This is a genomic window from Streptomyces sp. NPDC030798 (genome assembly GCF_055572275.1).
The window spans coordinates 491611-509380 of the sequence record NZ_JBVIDR010000002.1 but is presented as its reverse complement, the minus strand read 5'-3'; the positions used below and the strand labels follow the sequence as shown (position 1 = coordinate 509380).

The 17770-nt window shown below is 72.9% G+C and carries 13 protein-coding genes; 4 read left to right on the top strand and 9 right to left on the bottom strand.

Annotated elements, in window-relative coordinates:
* Positions 1-25: 25 nt before the first annotated feature.
* The 5 genes from ACZ404_RS06770 to leuA form a co-directional block, all read right to left on the bottom strand.
* Entirely contained in the window at positions 26-697 is a 672-nt protein-coding gene (locus ACZ404_RS06770) for a response regulator transcription factor (RefSeq protein WP_468436600.1), read from the bottom strand.
* On the bottom strand, positions 694-1920 hold the full coding sequence (locus ACZ404_RS06765; RefSeq protein WP_468436598.1) for a sensor histidine kinase: 1227 nt from the start codon (positions 1918-1920) through the stop codon (positions 694-696). The genes ACZ404_RS06770 and ACZ404_RS06765 overlap by 4 nt, the downstream gene beginning before the upstream one ends.
* 47 nt (positions 1921-1967) lie before the next feature.
* On the bottom strand, positions 1968-4046 hold the full coding sequence (locus ACZ404_RS06760; protein ID WP_468436596.1) for an MMPL family transporter: 2079 nt from the start codon (positions 4044-4046) through the stop codon (positions 1968-1970).
* A gap of 154 nt (positions 4047-4200) precedes the next feature.
* Positions 4201-4896: a TerB family tellurite resistance protein gene (locus ACZ404_RS06755; protein ID WP_468436594.1), complete on the bottom strand. Its 696-nt coding sequence runs from the start codon at positions 4894-4896 to the stop codon at positions 4201-4203.
* 187 nt (positions 4897-5083) lie between these two features.
* Entirely contained in the window at positions 5084-6805 is a 1722-nt protein-coding gene (gene leuA / locus ACZ404_RS06750) for a 2-isopropylmalate synthase (protein ID WP_468436592.1), read from the bottom strand.
* A gap of 326 nt (positions 6806-7131) precedes the next feature.
* On the opposite strand from leuA, the gene ACZ404_RS06745 reads away from it, so the two are divergent.
* Positions 7132-8202 carry a M4 family metallopeptidase gene (locus ACZ404_RS06745; protein ID WP_468436590.1) on the top strand — a complete coding sequence of 357 codons (1071 nt, stop codon included), beginning with the start codon at positions 7132-7134 and terminating at the stop codon, positions 8200-8202.
* Positions 8203-8233: 31 nt separating this feature from the next.
* On the top strand, positions 8234-8500 hold the full coding sequence (locus ACZ404_RS06740) for a protealysin inhibitor emfourin (RefSeq protein WP_468436588.1): 267 nt from the start codon (positions 8234-8236) through the stop codon (positions 8498-8500).
* A gap of 19 nt (positions 8501-8519) precedes the next feature.
* Here the strand turns inward: ACZ404_RS06740 and ACZ404_RS06735 are convergent, their stop codons facing one another.
* From ACZ404_RS06735 to ACZ404_RS06720, 4 genes are all read right to left on the bottom strand, one after another.
* A complete protein-coding gene (locus tag ACZ404_RS06735; protein WP_468436586.1) occupies positions 8520-9341 on the bottom strand; it encodes a hypothetical protein in 822 nt (273 codons plus the stop codon).
* A complete protein-coding gene (locus ACZ404_RS06730) occupies positions 9338-11455 on the bottom strand; it encodes a polysaccharide deacetylase family protein (RefSeq protein WP_468436584.1) in 2118 nt (705 codons plus the stop codon). Before ACZ404_RS06730 ends, ACZ404_RS06735 begins: the two co-directional genes overlap by 4 nt.
* Before the next feature lie 103 nt (positions 11456-11558).
* Positions 11559-13004 carry a glycosyltransferase family 2 protein gene (locus ACZ404_RS06725; protein WP_468437176.1) on the bottom strand — a complete coding sequence of 482 codons (1446 nt, stop codon included), beginning with the start codon at positions 13002-13004 and terminating at the stop codon, positions 11559-11561.
* 413 nt (positions 13005-13417) lie between these two features.
* Complete coding sequence (locus ACZ404_RS06720; RefSeq protein WP_468436582.1) at positions 13418-14734, bottom strand: nucleotide sugar dehydrogenase; 1317 nt, start codon at positions 14732-14734, stop codon at positions 13418-13420.
* A gap of 468 nt (positions 14735-15202) precedes the next feature.
* Here ACZ404_RS06720 and ACZ404_RS06715 point away from each other — a divergent pair, with 468 nt between their 5' ends.
* Positions 15203-16516 carry a GH1 family beta-glucosidase gene (locus ACZ404_RS06715; RefSeq protein ID WP_468436580.1) on the top strand — a complete coding sequence of 438 codons (1314 nt, stop codon included), beginning with the start codon at positions 15203-15205 and terminating at the stop codon, positions 16514-16516.
* Complete coding sequence (locus tag ACZ404_RS06710; RefSeq protein ID WP_468436578.1) at positions 16513-17769, top strand: MFS transporter; 1257 nt, start codon at positions 16513-16515, stop codon at positions 17767-17769. The genes ACZ404_RS06715 and ACZ404_RS06710 overlap by 4 nt, the downstream gene beginning before the upstream one ends.
* Position 17770 lies beyond the last annotated feature (1 nt).

The window sequence follows — 17770 nt, the reverse complement described above, 5'->3', positions numbered from 1 at the left end:
GCCTGTCCGACACCCCGCGCGGTCGTCACCCGGTGCCGCCCGGCCGCACCAGCCCGGACTCGTACGCCACGATGACCAGTTGGGCCCGGTCGCGGGCGCCGAGTTTGCCCATGATGCGGCTCACGTGGGTCTTCGCGGTGAGCGGGCTGAGGCCCAGCGTCTCGGCGATCTCGGTGTTGTTCAGGCCCCGGGCGACCAGCGTGAGCACCTCGCGCTCGCGTTCCGACAGGCATTCGGGACCGCCCGCGGGGACCGGGACGGCGGGGCTGCGCAGGAACCGTTCGATGAGCCGTGCCGTGGGCCCCGGGGAGAGCAGCGCCTCGCCGGCGGCGACCGTGCGCACCGCGTCGAGGAGGTCGGCCGGGCGGGTGTCCTTGACCAGGAACCCGGAGGCACCGGCCCGCAGCGCGTCGACGATGTGCTCGTCGGTGTCGTAGGTGGTCAGGACGAGCACCTTCACCCCGGCCAGGTCCTCGTCGGCGGCGATGAGCCGGGTGGCCTCGATGCCGTCGAGGTCGGGCATGCGGATGTCCATCAGCACCAGGTCGGCGCGTTCGGCGCGGGCGAGGTCGACGGCCTCGCGGCCGGTGGCGGCCTGGCCGACCACGGCCATGTCGGGCGCGGACTCCACGAGCATCGCGAACGCGGCCCGCACGAGGGTCTGGTCGTCGGCGAGCAGCACCCTGATCGGGCTCATCCCTTGCCTCCCAGCGGCAGTACGGCACTCACCCGGAACCCGGTCGCGTCCTCGCGGGGCCCGGCGTCCACCGTGCCGCCGACGCTGCGGGCCCGCTCGCGCATGCCGACCAGGCCGAAGCCGGGCGTGCCTGCGGGGGAGCCCGCGCCGTCGTCGGTGACGGTGACGCGCAGGGAGCCCTCGTCGTCGTACACCCGTACCCGGACGCTCGGGGCGGGGCTGCCGCCGTGCCGGACGGCGTTGGTGAGGGCCTCCTGCACGATCCGGTAGGCGGCCGCGCCCACCGAGGGCGGCACCGTGTCGGCGGCCACCGCCAGCTCGACCTCGGCGCCGGCCGCGCGGGCCGTCTCGGCGAGGTCGGGCAGGCCGTGCAGGCCGGGCACCGGACCGCGTGCCTCGGGTCCGCCGTGCTCGCGCAGCACCTCCAGGGTGGTCCGCAGTTCGCCGCGCGCGCTGCGGCAGGTCTCGGCGATGTCGTCGAGGGCCCGGGCGACGGCCGCGCGGTCCAGGCGGTCGGGGTCGGCGGCCAGGACGTGGGCGGCGACGGAGGTCTGCACGCCGATCAGGGTGATGCTGTGCGCGAGGAGGTCGTGCAGGTCGCGGGCGATGCGCAGGCGCTCCTCGGCGACCCGGCGGCGGGCCTCCTCCTCACGGGTGCGTTCGGCGCGCTCGGCGCGTTCGACGATGGCGGCGACGTACTGGCGGTAGTAGCGCACGTCGACGCCGCAGAAGAGCACGGCGATGATCCAGCCGGAGATCCGCAGCAGTTCGACGCCCTGCACGGGGTTCACAGTCAGCAGCACGCCCACCGAGATCCCGAGCACGGCGGTGCCGGTCGCGAGGGTGCGCAGCGGCCGCCCGGTGACGGCGACCGTGTAGAGGGCGACGCAGGTGACCGGGGTCGGGGCGGTGTGGTTGTTGTCGAGGACGTGGTACGGCAGGACCAGCGCGACCACGGCCGCCAGGGTGAGCAGCGGATGGCGGCGGCGCTGCACGAGGGGCGCGTGGGCGGCGAGCAGCAGGGCCCAGCCGGTGGCGTCCGGGCGGCGGCCCGGGTCGGTGAGCAGGGCGAGGGTCACGGCGAGCGCGGCGGCGGTCAGGGCCAGCAGGGTGTCGTTGCGCACGGCGTGCGGTGCGGTGCGCGGGTCGCGGTTGATCGCGGCCATGATCCGCTCGCCGGTACGGGGCCGGGCGGCTGTGGTGGGTGCCTGCACGGGGTTCATCCTCCGGTAGGCGGGCGCCCCGGGTGAAGGCGGGGCGCCCGCGCGCGTCACGCCGGCTGGGTCTGCCGCTCGGGTCGCTCCCGCCGGGGCGCCCGGGCCTGCCGGCCCGGCCACCACACCCTGCGCCCCAGTGCCACGCTCGCGCTGGTCACGAGGTAGGTGCGGACCAGGAAGGTGTCGAGCAGGACGCCGACGGAGATGACGAGACCCAGCTCGACCAGCGGCACCAGCCCCATGTCGGTCAGCACCGCGAAGGTGGCGGCCAGGACGAGTCCGGCGGAGGCGATGACCCCGCCGGTGGTGCGCAGGGCGGTCAGCGCGGCCTCGGCGGGCTCGGCGCCGTGCAGGGACTCCTCGCGCATCCGGTGCATCAGGAAGATGCCGTAGTCGACGCCGAGGGCGACCAGGAACACGAAGGACAGCAGGCCGAGGCCCGGGTCGGTGCCGTGGAAGCCGAACAGCGGCCCGAAGACGAGTCCGCCGATGCCGAGCGCGGCTCCCCACACGGCGACCACGGCGGCCACCAGCATCAGCGGGGCGACCAGGGAGCGCAGCAGGGCGACCAGGACGAGCAGGACGGAGAGCAGCACGATCGGTACGACGACCAGCCGGTCCCGTGCGTTGGTGTCCGCCAGGTCGAGCTGTTGGGCGCTGGGCCCGCCGACGCAGGAGCCGGGCAGCCGGTGCCGGAGCGCCTTGATGGTGGCGGTCTCGGCGGCCGACTCGGGCGCGGCGGACGCGGTCACGGTGATCTCGGTCCAGCCGTGGCCGGTACGGCCCGCGCGCGCGTCCACCACTCCCCCGGTGCCCCTGACCGTCGCCAGGGTGGCGTCGGCGCGGCCGGCCGGGGTGAGGATCTCGATGGGCTGGGCGGACCGCTCCGGGTAGGCGCGGGCCGCGGTCCGCAGGGCGGTCACGGACTCGGGCGGGTCGACGAAGCCGTCGAGCTGCCGGATCGGCCCGGGCAGGTTGAGCGCGCCCAGCGCGAGGGCGCCGAGCACGGCGGCTCCGCAGGCGAGGACGGTCAGCGGACGGCGTCCGGCCGAGGAGCCCATCGCGGCGAACAGGGACCGGCGGGCCCTGGGCGTGCTGCCCTGGGCGGGTACGAGCGGCCAGAACACCCGGCGGCCCAGCAGGACCAGGACGGCGGGCAGCAGGGTCAGCATCGCGACGAGCGCGCACAGCACGCCGACCGTGCCGAGCGGGCCCATGCCCCGGCTGGAGTTGAGGTCGGCGGCGAGCAGGCACAGCAGTCCGGCGGCGACCGTGCCGGAGGAGGCGAGCACGGCGGGCCCGCAGCCGCGCAGGGCGGCCCGCATCGCGTCGTACGGCCGCTCGTGGCGCCGCAGTTCCTCGCGGTGGCGGGAGACGAGGAGCAGGGCGTAGTCGGTGCCGGCGCCGAAGACGAGGATCGTCATGATGCCGGAGCTCTGGCCGGTGACGGTGGTGCCGAAGACCTGGTGGAGGCCGTAGGCGGCGGCCCGGGCGAGGAAGTCGGCGACGCCGGCGACGACGAGCGGGACCAGCCACAGCAGGGGGCTGCGGTAGATGAGGACGAGCAGGATCGCGACGACGGTGACCGTGGTGTAGAGCAGGGGGCCGCCGAGGGAGGAGTAGATGCCGGCGGCGTCGGTGGCGAGGGCGGCGGGGCCGCCGACCCGGACGGTGAGGCCGTCCCGGTCGTGGGCGAGCCGGCGGACGTCGGTGACGAAGGCGTCGCGGCGGTGCTCGTCGGTGCCGGGCTCGTTGCTGGTGACCGGGTACATCAGGGTGGTGCCGTCGGCGGACGGGATGCCCTGCGGGGTGGGTCCGGTCAGGGTGTGCCGACGGGCGACGGCCGCCACCTGCCCGGCCGCCGTGGCCCGGTCGGCGGCGGTGAGGCCGCCGGCGCGGTGGTAGACGAGGACCAGTTCGGTGCTCTCGCCGCCCGGGAGGCGCTGCTGGAGCTCGGCGACCCGGGTGGAGTCGGCGGAGGCGGGCAGGTAGTCGGTGGCGCGGTCGTGCTGGACGTCGCCGAGCTTGGCGGCGAACGGCGCCGCCACGGCGAGCAGCACCACCCACAGGCCCAGCACCAGCCAGGGCAGCGCCCGCCGCCCGCCGGTCACTTCTGTTCTCGCGGCCCCCATGGAAACGGGCCTCCCTCCGCAGCGGATGTCTGGTTTCGGCTTCCAGACTTCCGCCGCGCGGGGCCGAGTTCGTCGGACGTGGGGGCGAGTTCGGCGGTACTGCCGGGGGCGGCCGGGCGGCCGCGTTACTCCCCGGGGAGTACGGGGCGGGCCGTCAGGACGGGGTGCGCGCGGCCGCCAGCAGCCGGCTCACGTCGTCGGCGCAGATGGTGAGGGCCGCGCCGATGGTGGTGAGGGCGTCCCGTTCGGCCGGGGTGTAGGGGCCGTCGGCCAGGGCGATGCGGGCGGCCTGCAGGAGGAGGGACTCGCGGCCGGCCGGGGCGAGGTGCGGGGCGAGCGGGTCGAGCGCCTCGTGCAGCTCTATCGTCAGGCCGGCGCCGCAGGGCCCGCCGAGGACCCGGCCGGTGTCGGCGGCGACTCCCTCGACCAGGGCGGCGAGCTGGTCCTCGGTGCACTCGTCGAACCCGGCGGCGCGGACGGCGCCGGCGGCCGTCTCCAGGGCCGTGCGGGAGCAGGTGCCGCCGGCGGCGAGGACGGCGAGGGCGACGGTGTGCACGGCGTCGCGGAGCATCGCGGAGAAGCGGCGGGTGGTGGGGTGGTCCAGGACGTCGGTGCCGTAGTGGTGGCGGCAGGCGGCGCACTCCACGACGGGTCCGGTCGCCCCGCGCGGCAGCACGGGCACGCCGAGGAGGGTGAAGCGGCGGCGCCCGGTCAGCCGCTGGTAGTTGCGGTCGCCTCCGCAGCCGGGGCAGAAGAACTCGCCGTCTCCGACGGGTGTCCAGGCGGTGCGGGTGCCCAGGATGCGCACAGCCCTGGTGGCACGGTCGTCTCGTCCCCGTACTGGCAGCACGTCGCACCTCCGTAACCAGCGCGGCAACATCGCCGCGCTGGCGTGATGTTAGCCACATCCCGGAGGCTGAGTCAGTACCCCGTAAGAGACCTTTCTGTGACCTGACCGGCTCGGTGGCCGAGAACCGACGGGGCCCCGGCCGCCGTGGACAGCGGTCGGAGCCCCGGAAAGTGCCGGTCGGAGGGGGTCAGCGGGTCGCGCGGTTGACGGCCGAGACGACCGCCTTCAGCGACGCACGCGTCGTGTTCGCGTCGATGCCGATGCCCCACAGAACCTTGTCGTCGATCGCGCATTCGATGTAGGAGGCGGCCTGCGCGGAGGCGCCCTCGCTCATCGTGTGCTCCTGGTAGTCCAGCAGGCGTACGTCGATGCCGATGGACTGCAGGGCGTCGAAGAAGGCCGAGATCGGACCGTTGCCGGAACCGGTCAGGACGGTGTCCACGCCGTCGACGGTCGCCTCGACGGTCAGGGTGTCCACGCCGTCGGTGTCCGTGGTGGACTGGCCGGTCCGCACCTGGATGCGGCCCCAGGGGTTGTCCGGGTTCGGCAGGTACTCGTCCTGGAAGACCGCCCAGATCTCCTTCGGGGTGATCTCGCCGCCCTCGGCGTCCGTCTTGGCCTGGATCAGCCTGGAGAACTCGATCTGCATCCGGCGCGGCAGGTCCAGCTTGTGGTCGTTCTTCAGGACGTAGGAGATACCGCCCTTGCCGGACTGCGAGTTGACGCGGATGACGGCCTCGTAGGAGCGGCCGACGTCCTTGGGGTCGATGGGCAGGTACGGCACCGCCCACTCGATGTCGTCGACGGTGACGCCCTTGGCCTTCGCGTCGGCCTCCATGGCGTCGAAGCCCTTCTTGATGGCGTCCTGGTGGGAGCCGGAGAAGGACGTGTAGACCAGGTCGCCCACGTACGGGTGGCGCGGGTGGACCTCCATCTGGTTGCAGTACTCCCACGTACGACGGATCTCGTCGATGTCGGAGAAGTCGATCTGCGGGTCGACGCCCTGCGAGAACAGGTTCATGCCCAGGGTGACCAGGTCGACGTTGCCGGTGCGCTCGCCCTGGCCGAACAGGCAGCCCTCGACGCGGTCGGCGCCGGCCATCAGGGCCAGCTCGGCCGCCGCCACGGCCGTACCGCGGTCGTTGTGCGGGTGGACGGACAGGCAGACGTACTCGCGGCGGGTCAGGTTGCGGTGCATCCACTCGAAGCGGTCCGCGTGCGTGGAGGGGGTCGAACGCTCCACCGTGGCGGGCAGGTTGAGGATGATCTCGCGCCCCGGGCCGGGCTGGTAGACGTCCATGACCGCCTCGCAGACCTCCAGCGCGAAGTCCAGCTCGGTGTCGGTGAAGATCTCCGGCGAGTACTGGTAGCCGAACTCGGTCTCGGGGCCCAGCAGTTTCTCGGCGTACTCCATCACCAGGCGGGTGCCGTCGACGGCGATCTGCTTGATGTCGTCCTTGGAGCCGCGGAAGACGACCCGGCGGAACACGGGGGCGGTGGCGTTGTACAGGTGGACGGTGGCCCGGCGGGCGCCCTTCAGGGACTCCACGGTCCGCTCGATCAGGTCCTCACGGGCCTGGGTCAGCACCGAGATGGTCACGTCCTCGGGGATCGCGCCCTCTTCCTCGATGATGGAGCGTACGAAGTCGAAGTCGGTCTGGCCGGAGGCGGGGAAGCCGACCTCGATCTCCTTGTAGCCCATCTTGACCAGCTGGTCGAACATCCGGCGCTTGCGCTCGGGCGACATCGGGTCGATCAGGGCCTGGTTGCCGTCGCGCAGGTCGGTGGAGAGCCAGCGGGGAGCGGCGGTGATGCGCTTCTCGGGCCAGGTGCGGTCCGGGATGTCGACCTGCTCGTAGCGGCCGTACTTGTGGATCGGCATGGGGCTGGGCTGCTGGCGGTTCGCCATGATGCGAGGGCTCCTCAGGTGTCCGGATGTCCGAGTGGACGGCCGACGACGCAACGCCAAAGCTCCGCGGGGAGGGAGTCGGCCTTGACTACAGGCCCTCGCCGCGGCAGCTAAGAAGAAGCAGCCCGAAACGCATGATGCTCCGCAGCCTAGCCGAGCGGCGCCGGATGCGCGGGCCTGTTCCAGTATGCGGGACCGCCGGGGCGAATCGGACAAAAAGTGCGCCATACCACTCCGTGACGCAGCGCGACGACGAATGTCCGTGTATTTCACCAATCATGGTTGCGAGTAGTGACACCGGCATCACTCAGTGCGATGGTGCGGACATGACCACCAACGGGGGCTTCGAGCCCGTCTTCTGCACGATCGTGCCGCCGCACATCTTGGACAAACTGGCGCAGCACGAGGACTCCGCGCTCTCCGGACCGGCCCGCCGGTCCCTGGAGCACGACGCCTACCAGCGCACCAAGCGGCGCCTGACCACGGTGATCGGCGCGCCCTCCGTCGCGGCGCCCGCCGGCGCCGCCGCCGACCAGCCGCACCGCACGATCTACGACGCCGGGCACACCCAGGACCTGCCCGGCCGCAAGGTCCGCGAGGAGGGCTCCGGGCCCGGCTCCGACGCCAGCGTCAACCGCGCCTACGCGGGCCTCGGCGCCACCTTCGAGCTGTACCTGAAGGCGTACGGCCGGCACTCCATCGACGGCGACGGGCTCCCGCTGGACGCCACCGTGCACTTCGGCGAGAACTACGACAACGCCTTCTGGAACGGCGAGCAGATGGTGTTCGGCGACGGCGACAACGAGATCTTCCTCGACTTCACGATCCCGGTCGACGTCATCGGCCACGAGCTGACCCACGGCGTCACCCAGCACACGGCGAACCTCGACTACTTCGGCCAGTCGGGCGCCCTGAACGAGTCGCTCTCCGATGTCTTCGGCTCGCTGATCAAGCAGTACACGCTCGGCCAGACCGCCGCCGAGGCCGACTGGCTGATCGGCGCGGGGCTGCTCGCGCCGCGCGTCACGGGGGTGGCCCTGCGCTCGATGAAGGCGCCGGGCACGGCGTACGACGACGACGTCCTCGGCAAGGACCCGCAGCCGGCGACCATGGAGCACTACGTGCGCACCGGCCGCGACAACGGCGGCGTGCACATCAACTCCGGCATCCCGAACCACGCGTTCTACCTCGTCGCGACGGCCATCGGCGGCCACTCCTGGGAGAAGGCCGGCCAGATCTGGTACGACGTGCTCACCGGTGGCGAGCTGAAGCAGGACGCCCTGTTCGCCGACTTCGCCACCCTCACCGTCAAGGCGGCCCGGGAGCGCTACGGCGCCGGGGACGAGCTGCAGGCCGTGCAGAAGGGCTGGGAGCAGGTCGGGGTGCGGACGCTGTAGGACGACGCCGTCGTGCTGCGACACTGAGCCCATGCGGATTCAGGTGAGGCGCACGGGCGGGTTCGCGGGCATCGAGCGGCGGGCCGAGGTGGACACCTCGGGCCGGCCCGACGCCCTGGAGTGGCAGGCCCTGGCCGAGCGCGCCCTCGCGTCCGGCCGGGGCGCACCGCCCGCCGGCGTCCCGGACGGCTTTCGGTACGAGATCACCGTGGACGGCCGCACGGTGTACGCGGCGGATCCCCGACTGACCGAGGAGCAGCGGGAGTTGATCTCACGGGTGCTGAAGGAGGGGGCCTAGGAGGGGCTTACGAGGGGCCTCAGGAGCCGGCCGAGGTGGCGCGGAAGTCCCGGAAGAGCAGTTCGGAGTTGTCCGCGCGGATGCCGACGCCCCCCGGCAGCACGAGGGAGCCGGGGGTGCGGTCGACGGTGTCCAGCACCGTGCGGCCGTCGACCGCCAGCTCCAGCCGCACACCGCCGAGCTGGTTGACGGCCGACGCGGTGACCTGGTGCCAGCCGCCGTAGGGGAAGGCGTGGCGGGCCTCGGCCAGGGTCGCGTAGTCGCCGCCGTCGACGGCCGCGGCGTCCCGGGCCGGGACCTTCCGCTTGATCACCACCGAGCCGTCCCGCCGCCGGAAGCTGAGCGCGTACAGCTCCTGGGGGCTGTGGTAGCGCAGCCAGAGGTGGCCCCCGTCCCAGTCCTGGGCCGGGGTACGGGGGGTGGTGACGGGCGGGCTCAGGCGGACCCGGGTGGTGACCGACACCGCGCCGAAGTCCCGGCGCCGGCTGACCAGCCGGAAGACGGCGGAGTCGGTGGTCCGGGCGGAGTCCGGGCCGGTGAAGCCGGTGTCCGGCACTCCGGTCCAGCCGTCGCCGTGCACGGCGAACAGGGACCCGCTGGTGACCACCCAGTCCTCGGAGCGGCGGGCGCCGGCGGCGTGCGGGTGGCGGAAGGCGTACTCGTTCGTCACCAGTCCCGCTCCGGTCAGCACCGGCGCGAAGGGCGCCGTCCCGTGCCGCCCGGAGCCGTACACCACGAGGAGCGACCCGGCCGCTGCGGCCACGGCACCGGCGGCGAGGGCGCCGCCCAGCAGGGCGCGCCGGGACACCCCGGGGCGCCCCGTGTCCGGAACGTCGGTCACGAGCTCACCCGGGGCGTCACCGCGAGGCCGGTGACGGTGGGCCAGGAGTGCCGGGTCATGTCCCGGTAGGCGGAGTAGGCCACGCCTCCGGTCTCCGACCTGGCCATGAGCGTCATGCGGGTGGCGCCGTCCACGGCGACGACCGTCGAGCCGTCGGTCACCGTCACGGACACCCGGTGGCTGTCGGCCGCGGTGAGGGTGCGGGTGCCGACCAGTTGCTGGTTGTCCGCGTCACCGGAGTAGACGTTCAGCTGATCGCGGCCCACCCGCACGCTGATGGCGAGCGCGCTGCCCACCCGGACCCAGATCGCCCCGCTCACCCCGGGCCCGGACAGCCGCTGCACGGTGCCGGTGACGGTGTAGCCGGTCCAGCCCTGCGTCCGCTCCGGCTGGTAGGCACCGTAGGCGGACAGGGTGCGGCCGGTGGGCTCGACGGCGGTGCGGGAGATGTGGAAGGGCGCCCGGACGCCGGGGGCGCTGAGCCACTCCGCCGCCGGGTCCATCGGCTTGGCCCCGGAGACGTCCTGCTGGGCGCCGCCGGAGTCGGCGAAGGTGCCGGTGAGCTGCTTGACGGACAGGGCCGTGAACCGCGCCCAGGCGGCGCCGGCCCGGTTGATGCCCACCCGGATGCCGATGCCGCCGGTGATGTCGGCCGCGGGCAGACGGGAGGTGTGGTGCAGGGTGACCGTGCCGTCGACCTGCACGGTGGTGGTCGCGCCCTTGACGGTGACGCGGACGCGGTGGGAGACGCCCGGGGTCAGCTTCGCCTCGCCGGCGTGCCTGCCCTTGACGGAGAGCAGCAGGCTGCCCTGGCTCACGCTGACGTCCACCGGTTCCAGACTGCCGTGCCGGACCTGGATGCCGCCCTGGTTGGTGCCGTCGCCGAGGTGGCCGATCGTGGCGTCCACCTGGTAGCCGGTCCAGTCGACGCTGCTCATCTGCCGGTAGTCGGCCGCGACGTAGCGCCCGGACCCGGAGCCCGTGGTGCCCTTCCCGGTGAGGGCGCCGATGTCGGCCTGCCCGGTGCCGTCGTTGCTCTCCCACAGCGCCGGGTGGGACAGCGGCGCCGGGTCGGACGGGGCCACCTGGGTCCAGCGGGTGATGTCGGACATCAGGCGGTCGAGCCTGGTGGTGTTGACCACCTCCAGTCGCTGCACGTCCCGGGCCGCGGCCGCTCGCCGGCTGGCCGTCAGCGGCCGGGACGACACGTTGGTCATCGTCGCCGCGAAGTAACGGTCCATCAGGCCCTGCAGACTGGGACCGGGCGTGGGCAGGTTGACCTTCTCGGTCGCCTCCGAGAAGGGGAAGGCGAAGACCTGCGGCTTGGGCAGTCCGTGGTCGGCGAAGTCCGCGAAGGAGCGCTTGATGTCGGCGGTGACCCGGCTCTCGTACTCCGCCGGCGTCTCCAGCCGGTTCTCGGCCTTCAGCCACAGCCGGTTGGCCAGCATGGAGGCGGTGTGCCCGATGGCGTCCACGGGGCCTCGCTGGTGCAGGGCGTGGGTGTGGTCCTGGAAGTCCCAGCGGCCGGAGTCGGCCATGCGCTGGATCTCCTTCCAGGACAGGTAGTACGGCCGCTGGTCGACCCGCCCGGTGATGAGGAAGACGGTGCCGTGCATGTGGTGCCGGGCGAGGATCCGGTCGCCGTACACCCACAGGCCGTTGGGGCCGTCGTCGAAGGTGATGTACACCGAACGCGGCGGCGCCGGGCCGCCCTTGAGGTAGTCGACGAACTCGTCCGTGGTCAGACTGCGGTACCCGGCCTGCTCCAGGGCCGCCATCTGGGCCTCGAAGGCCTTGGGCGTGACGGCGTAGTCGCTCTTGTTGTAGCTGATGTCGTGGTAGGCGAGGACGACCGGAGCCGAGGTGGCGGGCAGGGTCTTGATCCGTGCGGCCCAGGCGCCGGTGTCGGCGGCGGTCAGGTCGACCGCGGCGGTGTCCACCTGGGTGCTGACGTACTTCTGGTACAGGTAGTACTCGGTCGCGGCGTAGAACGGCAGGGCGAGCACGGCCAGGGCGAGGAGCACCAGGCCGGCCCGGGCGGCGTAGTGCCCCGGCCCACGGCGTTGCCTGCGGCGCGTGGTGGCCTGCGCCGCGAAGGACTCCGGGTGAGTCACGGCAGAACGCTTCCTCTCGTGAGCACGATCAAGTAGATGCCGCAGACCACGGCGACGGTGAGCAGGGCGGCCAGCAGCCGCAGCACGAAGGGCGGCCTCTTCATCAGTTGGCCCCCCGCGCCCACACCCCGCGCCGGATGGTGGCGAAGGAGTACGGCAGCAGCCAGGCCAGGACGAGCGCCGAGAGCAGGCTCATCAGCGGGCGGTAGCGCCAGCGGCCGTCGTCCGGGTTGTCGATCTTGAAGGCGAGGCCCCAGACACAGCCCTTGAGGACCACTCCGCACAGGTACAGCAGCGTGAGGAACGCGGCGCCGTGCAGCGGCGCCCACAGCAGGTGCCGGAAGGCCATCACCGGCGCGGCGACCACCCACAGGGCGTGCCCGTAGTACAGGGCGGCGGGGCCGAGGCCGCGGCGCCACATGAAGGAGCCGGTGAAGAACAGGTTCCGGATGAAGCTCTTCTTCCAGCGGATCTGCTGCTTCATGAACGGCTTGAACCGGGCCGGCACGTTCGTCCACACCTTCGCGGACTGCACGTACCCGATCCGCCAGGCGCGCTCCGGATAGTCCTGCGCGGTGACGAACGGGGAGTCGGCGTAGCGCCGCTTGAGGGCCTTGCCGCGCCACCGCTGGCCGAGGACGTAGCCGGTGAGCTGACGGTCGGTGGCGAAGCGGAACGGCGCGCCGAGGAAGCGGTCGCCGGCCCAGGCGGGCAGGTAGTTGTAGATGGCGTCGCGGCGGAAGACGGCCAGCGGACCGGAGACGCAGGTGACCGATCCGAACGTGGACTCGGCGGCCTTCGCCACCCGGAACTGGCCCTCGTACCAGACGTCCTGGGCCTTGGTGAAGAAGGTGTCGGCCGCGTTCAGCGCCCGGGCGTGACCGCTGACGGCGCCCAGCTCCGGGTGCGTGACCAGGGCGCGTATGCAGCGGGCCAGCGCGTCGGGGGCGAGGATGCAGTCGGAGTCGGTGAAGGCGATGACGTCGCCGTCGGCGATCTCGCAGGCCCGGACCAGGGCGTGCTTCTTGCCGAGGTTCTTCTCCAGGTAGATGACGGTGATGCCGAGTTCGGCCTCCAGCCGGCGCAGTACGTCCCGGGTGCCGTCCTCGGAGAGGTCGTCGACCACGATGACCTGCAGGTCCGGATAGTCGCTGCCGGCCATGGAGCGCACGCAGTCCTCGATGCAGTCCTCCTCGTCCTTGACGGCGAGCAGGAAGGACACGCGGGGCACCGTGGGCAGCGCGGGGAAGGCGGCCAGGTCCTTGGCGCGGGGACGGCGCCTGAGCCGGCGCTCGGAGGGGTCGTCGTAGCGGCTGTAGGCGATGTAGAGCATGGCGATGGTGCCGACCAGCACGGTGAAGCCGTAGCCGAGCACCAGGGGGCTCTGCGCCAGCCGGGGTGCCTCCCGGGCCAGGATCAGCAGCAGGGGCAGCAGGCCGAGCAGGGTCAGCACGCGCCGGGCGGCGTGCCGGATGGCCGGGTCCTGCCGGTCCAGCCAGCGGCGCAGGAGCCCGGGCTTGTGCCGGCGGGCCGAGCGCAGCGGGGGCAGCGGCACGGGCTGCGCCGAGGGCCGGGCGGGCGCGGTCACCGCGCCGGCCGGCGCGGTGGAGGTGCCGAACCCGCCGTACGCGGCGTCGTGGGCCGTGCCGCCGGCGGGCACGCCCGGGTCGTACGGCTGCACGCCGACCGAGGCCGTGGCGAACGCCGTGTCGAACGCCGTGTCGTACGACGTCCCGTACGACGGAGCCGGCGGGTACGACGGGTTCTGGGCGGGCTGGGCGGGGGCTGCGGGACCGCCGGGCCGGTTGCCGAACGCCTCGTCGACGTACGCCAGGGCGTCCCCGGTGCCCCACCGGTCGGCGTACCCCGGGTGCTCGGCCGGCGGGTCGGTGCGGCCGGGCCGGACGGGCGGGGTGTCCTCGTACCACCGCCCGTCGCCCGGCGGCAGGTGCGGTCCGTTGCTCACACGACCGCCTTGCTGGGCACGGAGTCGAGCCGGTAGGTGGCGTCCAGCACCAGCCGCTGCGCGGCGAGCCAGCCGAGGTCCACCCCGGGGTGCACGGTGTGCACGAGGACGAGGTCCCAGTCCCCGGCGGCCGGGTCGGTCACGCTGGTGTGCACGGCGGCGCCGAGGCGCAGCGAGGTCACCAGCGGGTCGTGGAACTCCGTCTTCGCGCCGTCGGCCGCGAGTTCCTCCATGATCTCCAGCGCCGGGGACTCCCGCAGGTCGGCCACGCCCGGCTTGTAGGCGACGCCGACGACGAGGACGCGGGCGCCGGAGACGGAGGTGCCGTGCTCGGCGAGGAGGTCCCGCACGCGCTGCACGACCCGGCGCGGGCGGCCCGCGATGGCCGTCATGGCGGCGTCGATGAGGGGCGAGGAGACCCGGCGGGCGCGCAGCTGCCAGAGCAGGTAGTGCGGGTCGCACGGGATGCAGTGCCCGCCGACGCCCGGGCCGGGGTAGAACGGCATGAAGCCGTACGGCTTGGTGGCGGCCGCCTCGATGATGGACAGCGGCTCCAGGCCCAGCACCCGGCAGTCCTCGGCGAACTCGTTGGCCAGCGCGATGTTGACGGCGCGGAAGGTGTTCTCCCACAGCTTGGTCATCTCGGCCTGCTCGGCGGAGGGCAGCAGGTGCACGGCCGGCGCCGTGCGCTGCAGGACGGCCTCGGCCAGCCGGTTGGTCAGTTCGTTGGTGCCGCCGGCCACCCGGGGGGTTGCGTCCTGGGCGTGGTGGGCGTTGCCCGGGTCGATGCGCTCGGGCGAGAAGGCCACGTACACGTCGGTGCCGACGCGCAGGCCGCGCGCGGTCAGCGGCTCCACGAGCAGTTCGCGGGTGGTGCCGACGTAGGTGGTGGAGGTCAGCATGATGAGCTGGCCGGGCACGGCGTGCGCGACCACGGCGGCGCAGGCGGCGGAGAGCGCGCCCAGGTCGGGCACCAGGTGGCGGTCGACCGGCGTGGGTACGCAGATGACGACGGTGCTCGCCCGCTGGACGGCCGAGGGGTCGCAGGTCAGCGTGAAGCGCGGGTCCCGCTGGTGGGCGGTGAGCCGGTCGTGGTCGCTCGGCAGCAGATCGACGTCGCCGGTGCGGATGGCGGCCAGCCGGGCCTCGCTGACGTCGATGCCGACCACCTCGTTGCCCGCGGCGAGCAGGGCGAGGGCGGTGGGCAGGCCGACGTAGCCCAGGCCCACGACGGCCACCGGCGCGGCGGCGTGCTCGTCGGGAGAAGGGGCACTGGAGGCGGAAGCCGGCCGTGCGGGCGAGAGAAGTTCCATGACTCTCCGTGGTCAAGATCAGGGCAGATGGGCAGCCGCCCCCCACCGGGCCGCTTCGGCATGGCTGTCGGGCATGCGGCGGCGGGCCGTGCTGCACCAGCGCTGCGGGTCGCGCAGCCCGCCCGGCAGAGGGGAGCCCCGTGTCCACGGCGGCGGGCGCTGGCCTGACCCGGTCCATGTGGAGACGCCGTGGAGAAACGTTGACCTGGAAACTACTTGCGGTGCCGCCATTCGATCAAACGTCAGACACGTGGCAACTTGAGCGATTTACCCGGTATATGCGCGCAATCGTCGGGGAATAGGTCCGATTTGATCACCATCGATCATCGTCGACATGGGGAGATCATTAACAAGTTGCGATCAAGGCGTGATGAGTTGTGGAGGACTCGTGAAGCCCTACCGGTGGTAACCAGTCGCCTTTCACATGGGCGTTGACTTCTGTTACCGCGGGTAAGGATGATCCCGGCCATGGCGACTGATGCAGGCAACCCGATCCCCCGTTTCCCGGCCGGCTTCCTGTGGGGGGTGTCCACCTCGGCCCATCAGATCGAGGGGGCGGTCGAGGAGCGCGAGGCGTCCGTGTGGGACGTGTTCACGGCCGAGCCGGGGCGGGTGAAGGACGGCTCGACGGCGGCGGTGGCCTGCGACCACTACCACCGGTACCGGGAGGACGTGGCCCTGCTCGCCGGTCTCGGCGTGGACGCGTACCGGTTCTCCCTCTCCTGGCCCCGGGTCAACTCCCCCGGCGGACTGGACTTCTACGACCGGCTGGTGGACGAGCTGTGCGCGGCGGGGATACGGCCCGTGCCCACCCTCTTCCACTGGGACCTGCCCGCCTCGCTGGACTGGCTGGAGCGGGACACGGCCGCCCGGTTCGCCGACCACGTGAGCGTGGTCGCCGATCGGCTCGGCGACCGCGTCGCCCAGTGGATCACCCTCAACGAGCCCGCCGAACACACTTTGCTGGGCCACGCCCTCGGCGCGCACGCCCCCGGCAGACAGCTCCTGTTCGACGCGCTCCCGGCCGCCCACCACCAGCTCCTCGCCCACGGTCTGGCGGTACGGGCCCTGCGCGCCGCCGGGGCGGGCGGCATCGGCATCGCCAACTCGCACGGCCCCACCTGGCCCGCCTCCCAGGAGCCCGCCGACCTGGAGGCGGCCGGCTTCTACGACGTGCTGCTCAACCGGCTGTTCGCCGAGCCGGTCCTCCTCGGCGCATACCCCGACGGCCTCGGCGCCCTGATGCCGGGGGACGTGGAGGCCGACCTCGAGGTCATCGCCGAGCCGGTCGACTGGTACGGCATCAACTACTACGCGCCGACCCGGGTCGGCGCCCCGGGAGGCGTCGGCACCGAGTACGGCGGACTCACGCTGCCCGCCGAACTGCCCTTCTCGGTGCGGGAGATCGAGGGCCGCCCGGTGACCGACTTCGGCTGGCCGGTCGTACCCGAGGGCCTGACCGAGCTGCTCACCACCTTTCGCGACCGCTACGGCGACCGGCTCCCGCCCGTCGTCATCACCGAGAACGGCTGCTCGTACGAGGGCCTCGACGACCAGGACCGGATCGCCTTCCTGGACGCCCACATACGGGCCCTGCACACGGCCATGGACGCCGGCGTGGACGTGCGCGGCTACTTCGTGTGGTCCTTGATGGACAACTTCGAGTGGGCCGAGGGCTACGCGCGCCGCTTCGGTCTCGTCCACGTCGACTTCGAAACGCTCCAGCGCACCCCGAAGGCGTCCTACCACTGGTTCCGGGACGTGCTGCGGGCGCAGAGATGACCACGGCCCGCAGCACCCCGGCCGCGCTCGCCGAGCCCGTCGAACCGGTCGGGCGGGGCTGGACGGCCGCCCTGTCCCTGGCCAACGGGGCGATCTGGGTGGGCTGGTTCGGCCCGCTGCAGATCCTGCTCGCCTCGCAGGCGAAGGACTTCGCGCCCGGCTCCGGAATGTCGAAGGAGACGATGCTGGCCTGGGTGACAGGCGCGGGCGCGGTGGTGTCCCTGCTCGCCAACCCGCTCTTCGGCGCCCTCTCCGACCGTACGACCGCCCGCCGGGGCCGCCGTACGCCGTGGATCGTGGCCGGGACGGCGGGCGGCGCGCTCTGTCTGCTGCTGCTCGCGGGCGCGGGCGGGGTGTGGTCGATGACGGCGGGCTGGTGCCTGGTCCAGCTCACCCTGAACGCGGCCTTCGCCGCGGTCACGGCCGCCGTGCCGGACCGGGTGCCCAGAGGCCAACGCGGAGCGGTGGGCGGCTGGCTGGGCGCCGCGCAGATCCTCGGCGTGGTCGGGGGCACCGGGCTCGCCACCCTGGCCGGCGGGGTCGTCGCCGGGTATGCGGCGTGCGCGGTGTTCACCGTGGTCGGCGTCCTGCCGTACGTACTCCGCCACCCCGATCTGCGGCTGTCTGCCGAGGACCGTCCGGCGTGGTCGTGGCGGAGCTTCCTCGCCGGCTTCTGGCTGAGCCCGCGCCGCCACCCGGACCTCGGCTGGGCCTGGCTGACCCGGTTCCTGATCAACCTCAGCAACGCGCTCGTGCTGCTGTACCTCCTCTACTACCTCCGGGACCGGCTCCACTACTCCGAACCCGACCGGGGGGTGCTGATCCTGACCGCCGTCAACGGCCTGACGCTGATGGCGACCGTGGTGGTGGGCGGGGTCTGGTCGGACCGGGTGGGCCGGCGCAAGCCGTTCGTCGTCTGGTCGGGGGTGCTGATGGCGGTGGCGACGGCGGGGCTGGCCGCCTGGCAGACCTGGCCGGGGGCGATCGTGGCGGCGGCGGTCCTCGGGGTCGGCTTCGGCGTGTTCACCTCGGTCGACTTCGCGCTGATGACCGACGTCCTGCCGACGGCGCTCGACCGGGGCAAGGACCTCGGCGTGATCAACGTGGCCAACGCGCTGCCCCAGGTCGCCGCCCCCGCCCTCGCCGCGCCGGTCGTCACCCACCTCGGCGGCTACCGGGTGCTGTACCTGGTGGCCGCCGTGATCGGGCTGGCGGGAGCGGTGCTGGTGGGCCGGATCAGAGGAGTGGACTGAC

Bases quoted from the DNA above. Each gene is read 5' to 3' on its own strand.
- ACZ404_RS06770 (WP_468436600.1), bottom strand. From the start codon at position 697: ATGAGCCCGATCAGGGTGCTGCTCGCCGACGACCAGACCCTCGTGCGG.
- ACZ404_RS06765 (WP_468436598.1), bottom strand. From the start codon at position 1,920: ATGAACCCCGTGCAGGCACCCACCACAGCCGCCCGGCCCCGTACCGGC.
- ACZ404_RS06760 (WP_468436596.1), bottom strand. From the start codon at position 4,046: ATGGGGGCCGCGAGAACAGAAGTGACCGGCGGGCGGCGGGCGCTGCCC.
- leuA (WP_468436592.1), bottom strand. From the start codon at position 6,805: ATGGCGAACCGCCAGCAGCCCAGCCCCATGCCGATCCACAAGTACGGC.
- ACZ404_RS06745 (WP_468436590.1), top strand. From the start codon at position 7,132: ATGACCACCAACGGGGGCTTCGAGCCCGTCTTCTGCACGATCGTGCCG.
- ACZ404_RS06740 (WP_468436588.1), top strand. From the start codon at position 8,234: ATGCGGATTCAGGTGAGGCGCACGGGCGGGTTCGCGGGCATCGAGCGG.
- ACZ404_RS06720 (WP_468436582.1), bottom strand. From the start codon at position 14,734: ATGGAACTTCTCTCGCCCGCACGGCCGGCTTCCGCCTCCAGTGCCCCT.
- ACZ404_RS06715 (WP_468436580.1), top strand. From the start codon at position 15,203: ATGGCGACTGATGCAGGCAACCCGATCCCCCGTTTCCCGGCCGGCTTC.
- ACZ404_RS06710 (WP_468436578.1), top strand. From the start codon at position 16,513: ATGACCACGGCCCGCAGCACCCCGGCCGCGCTCGCCGAGCCCGTCGAA.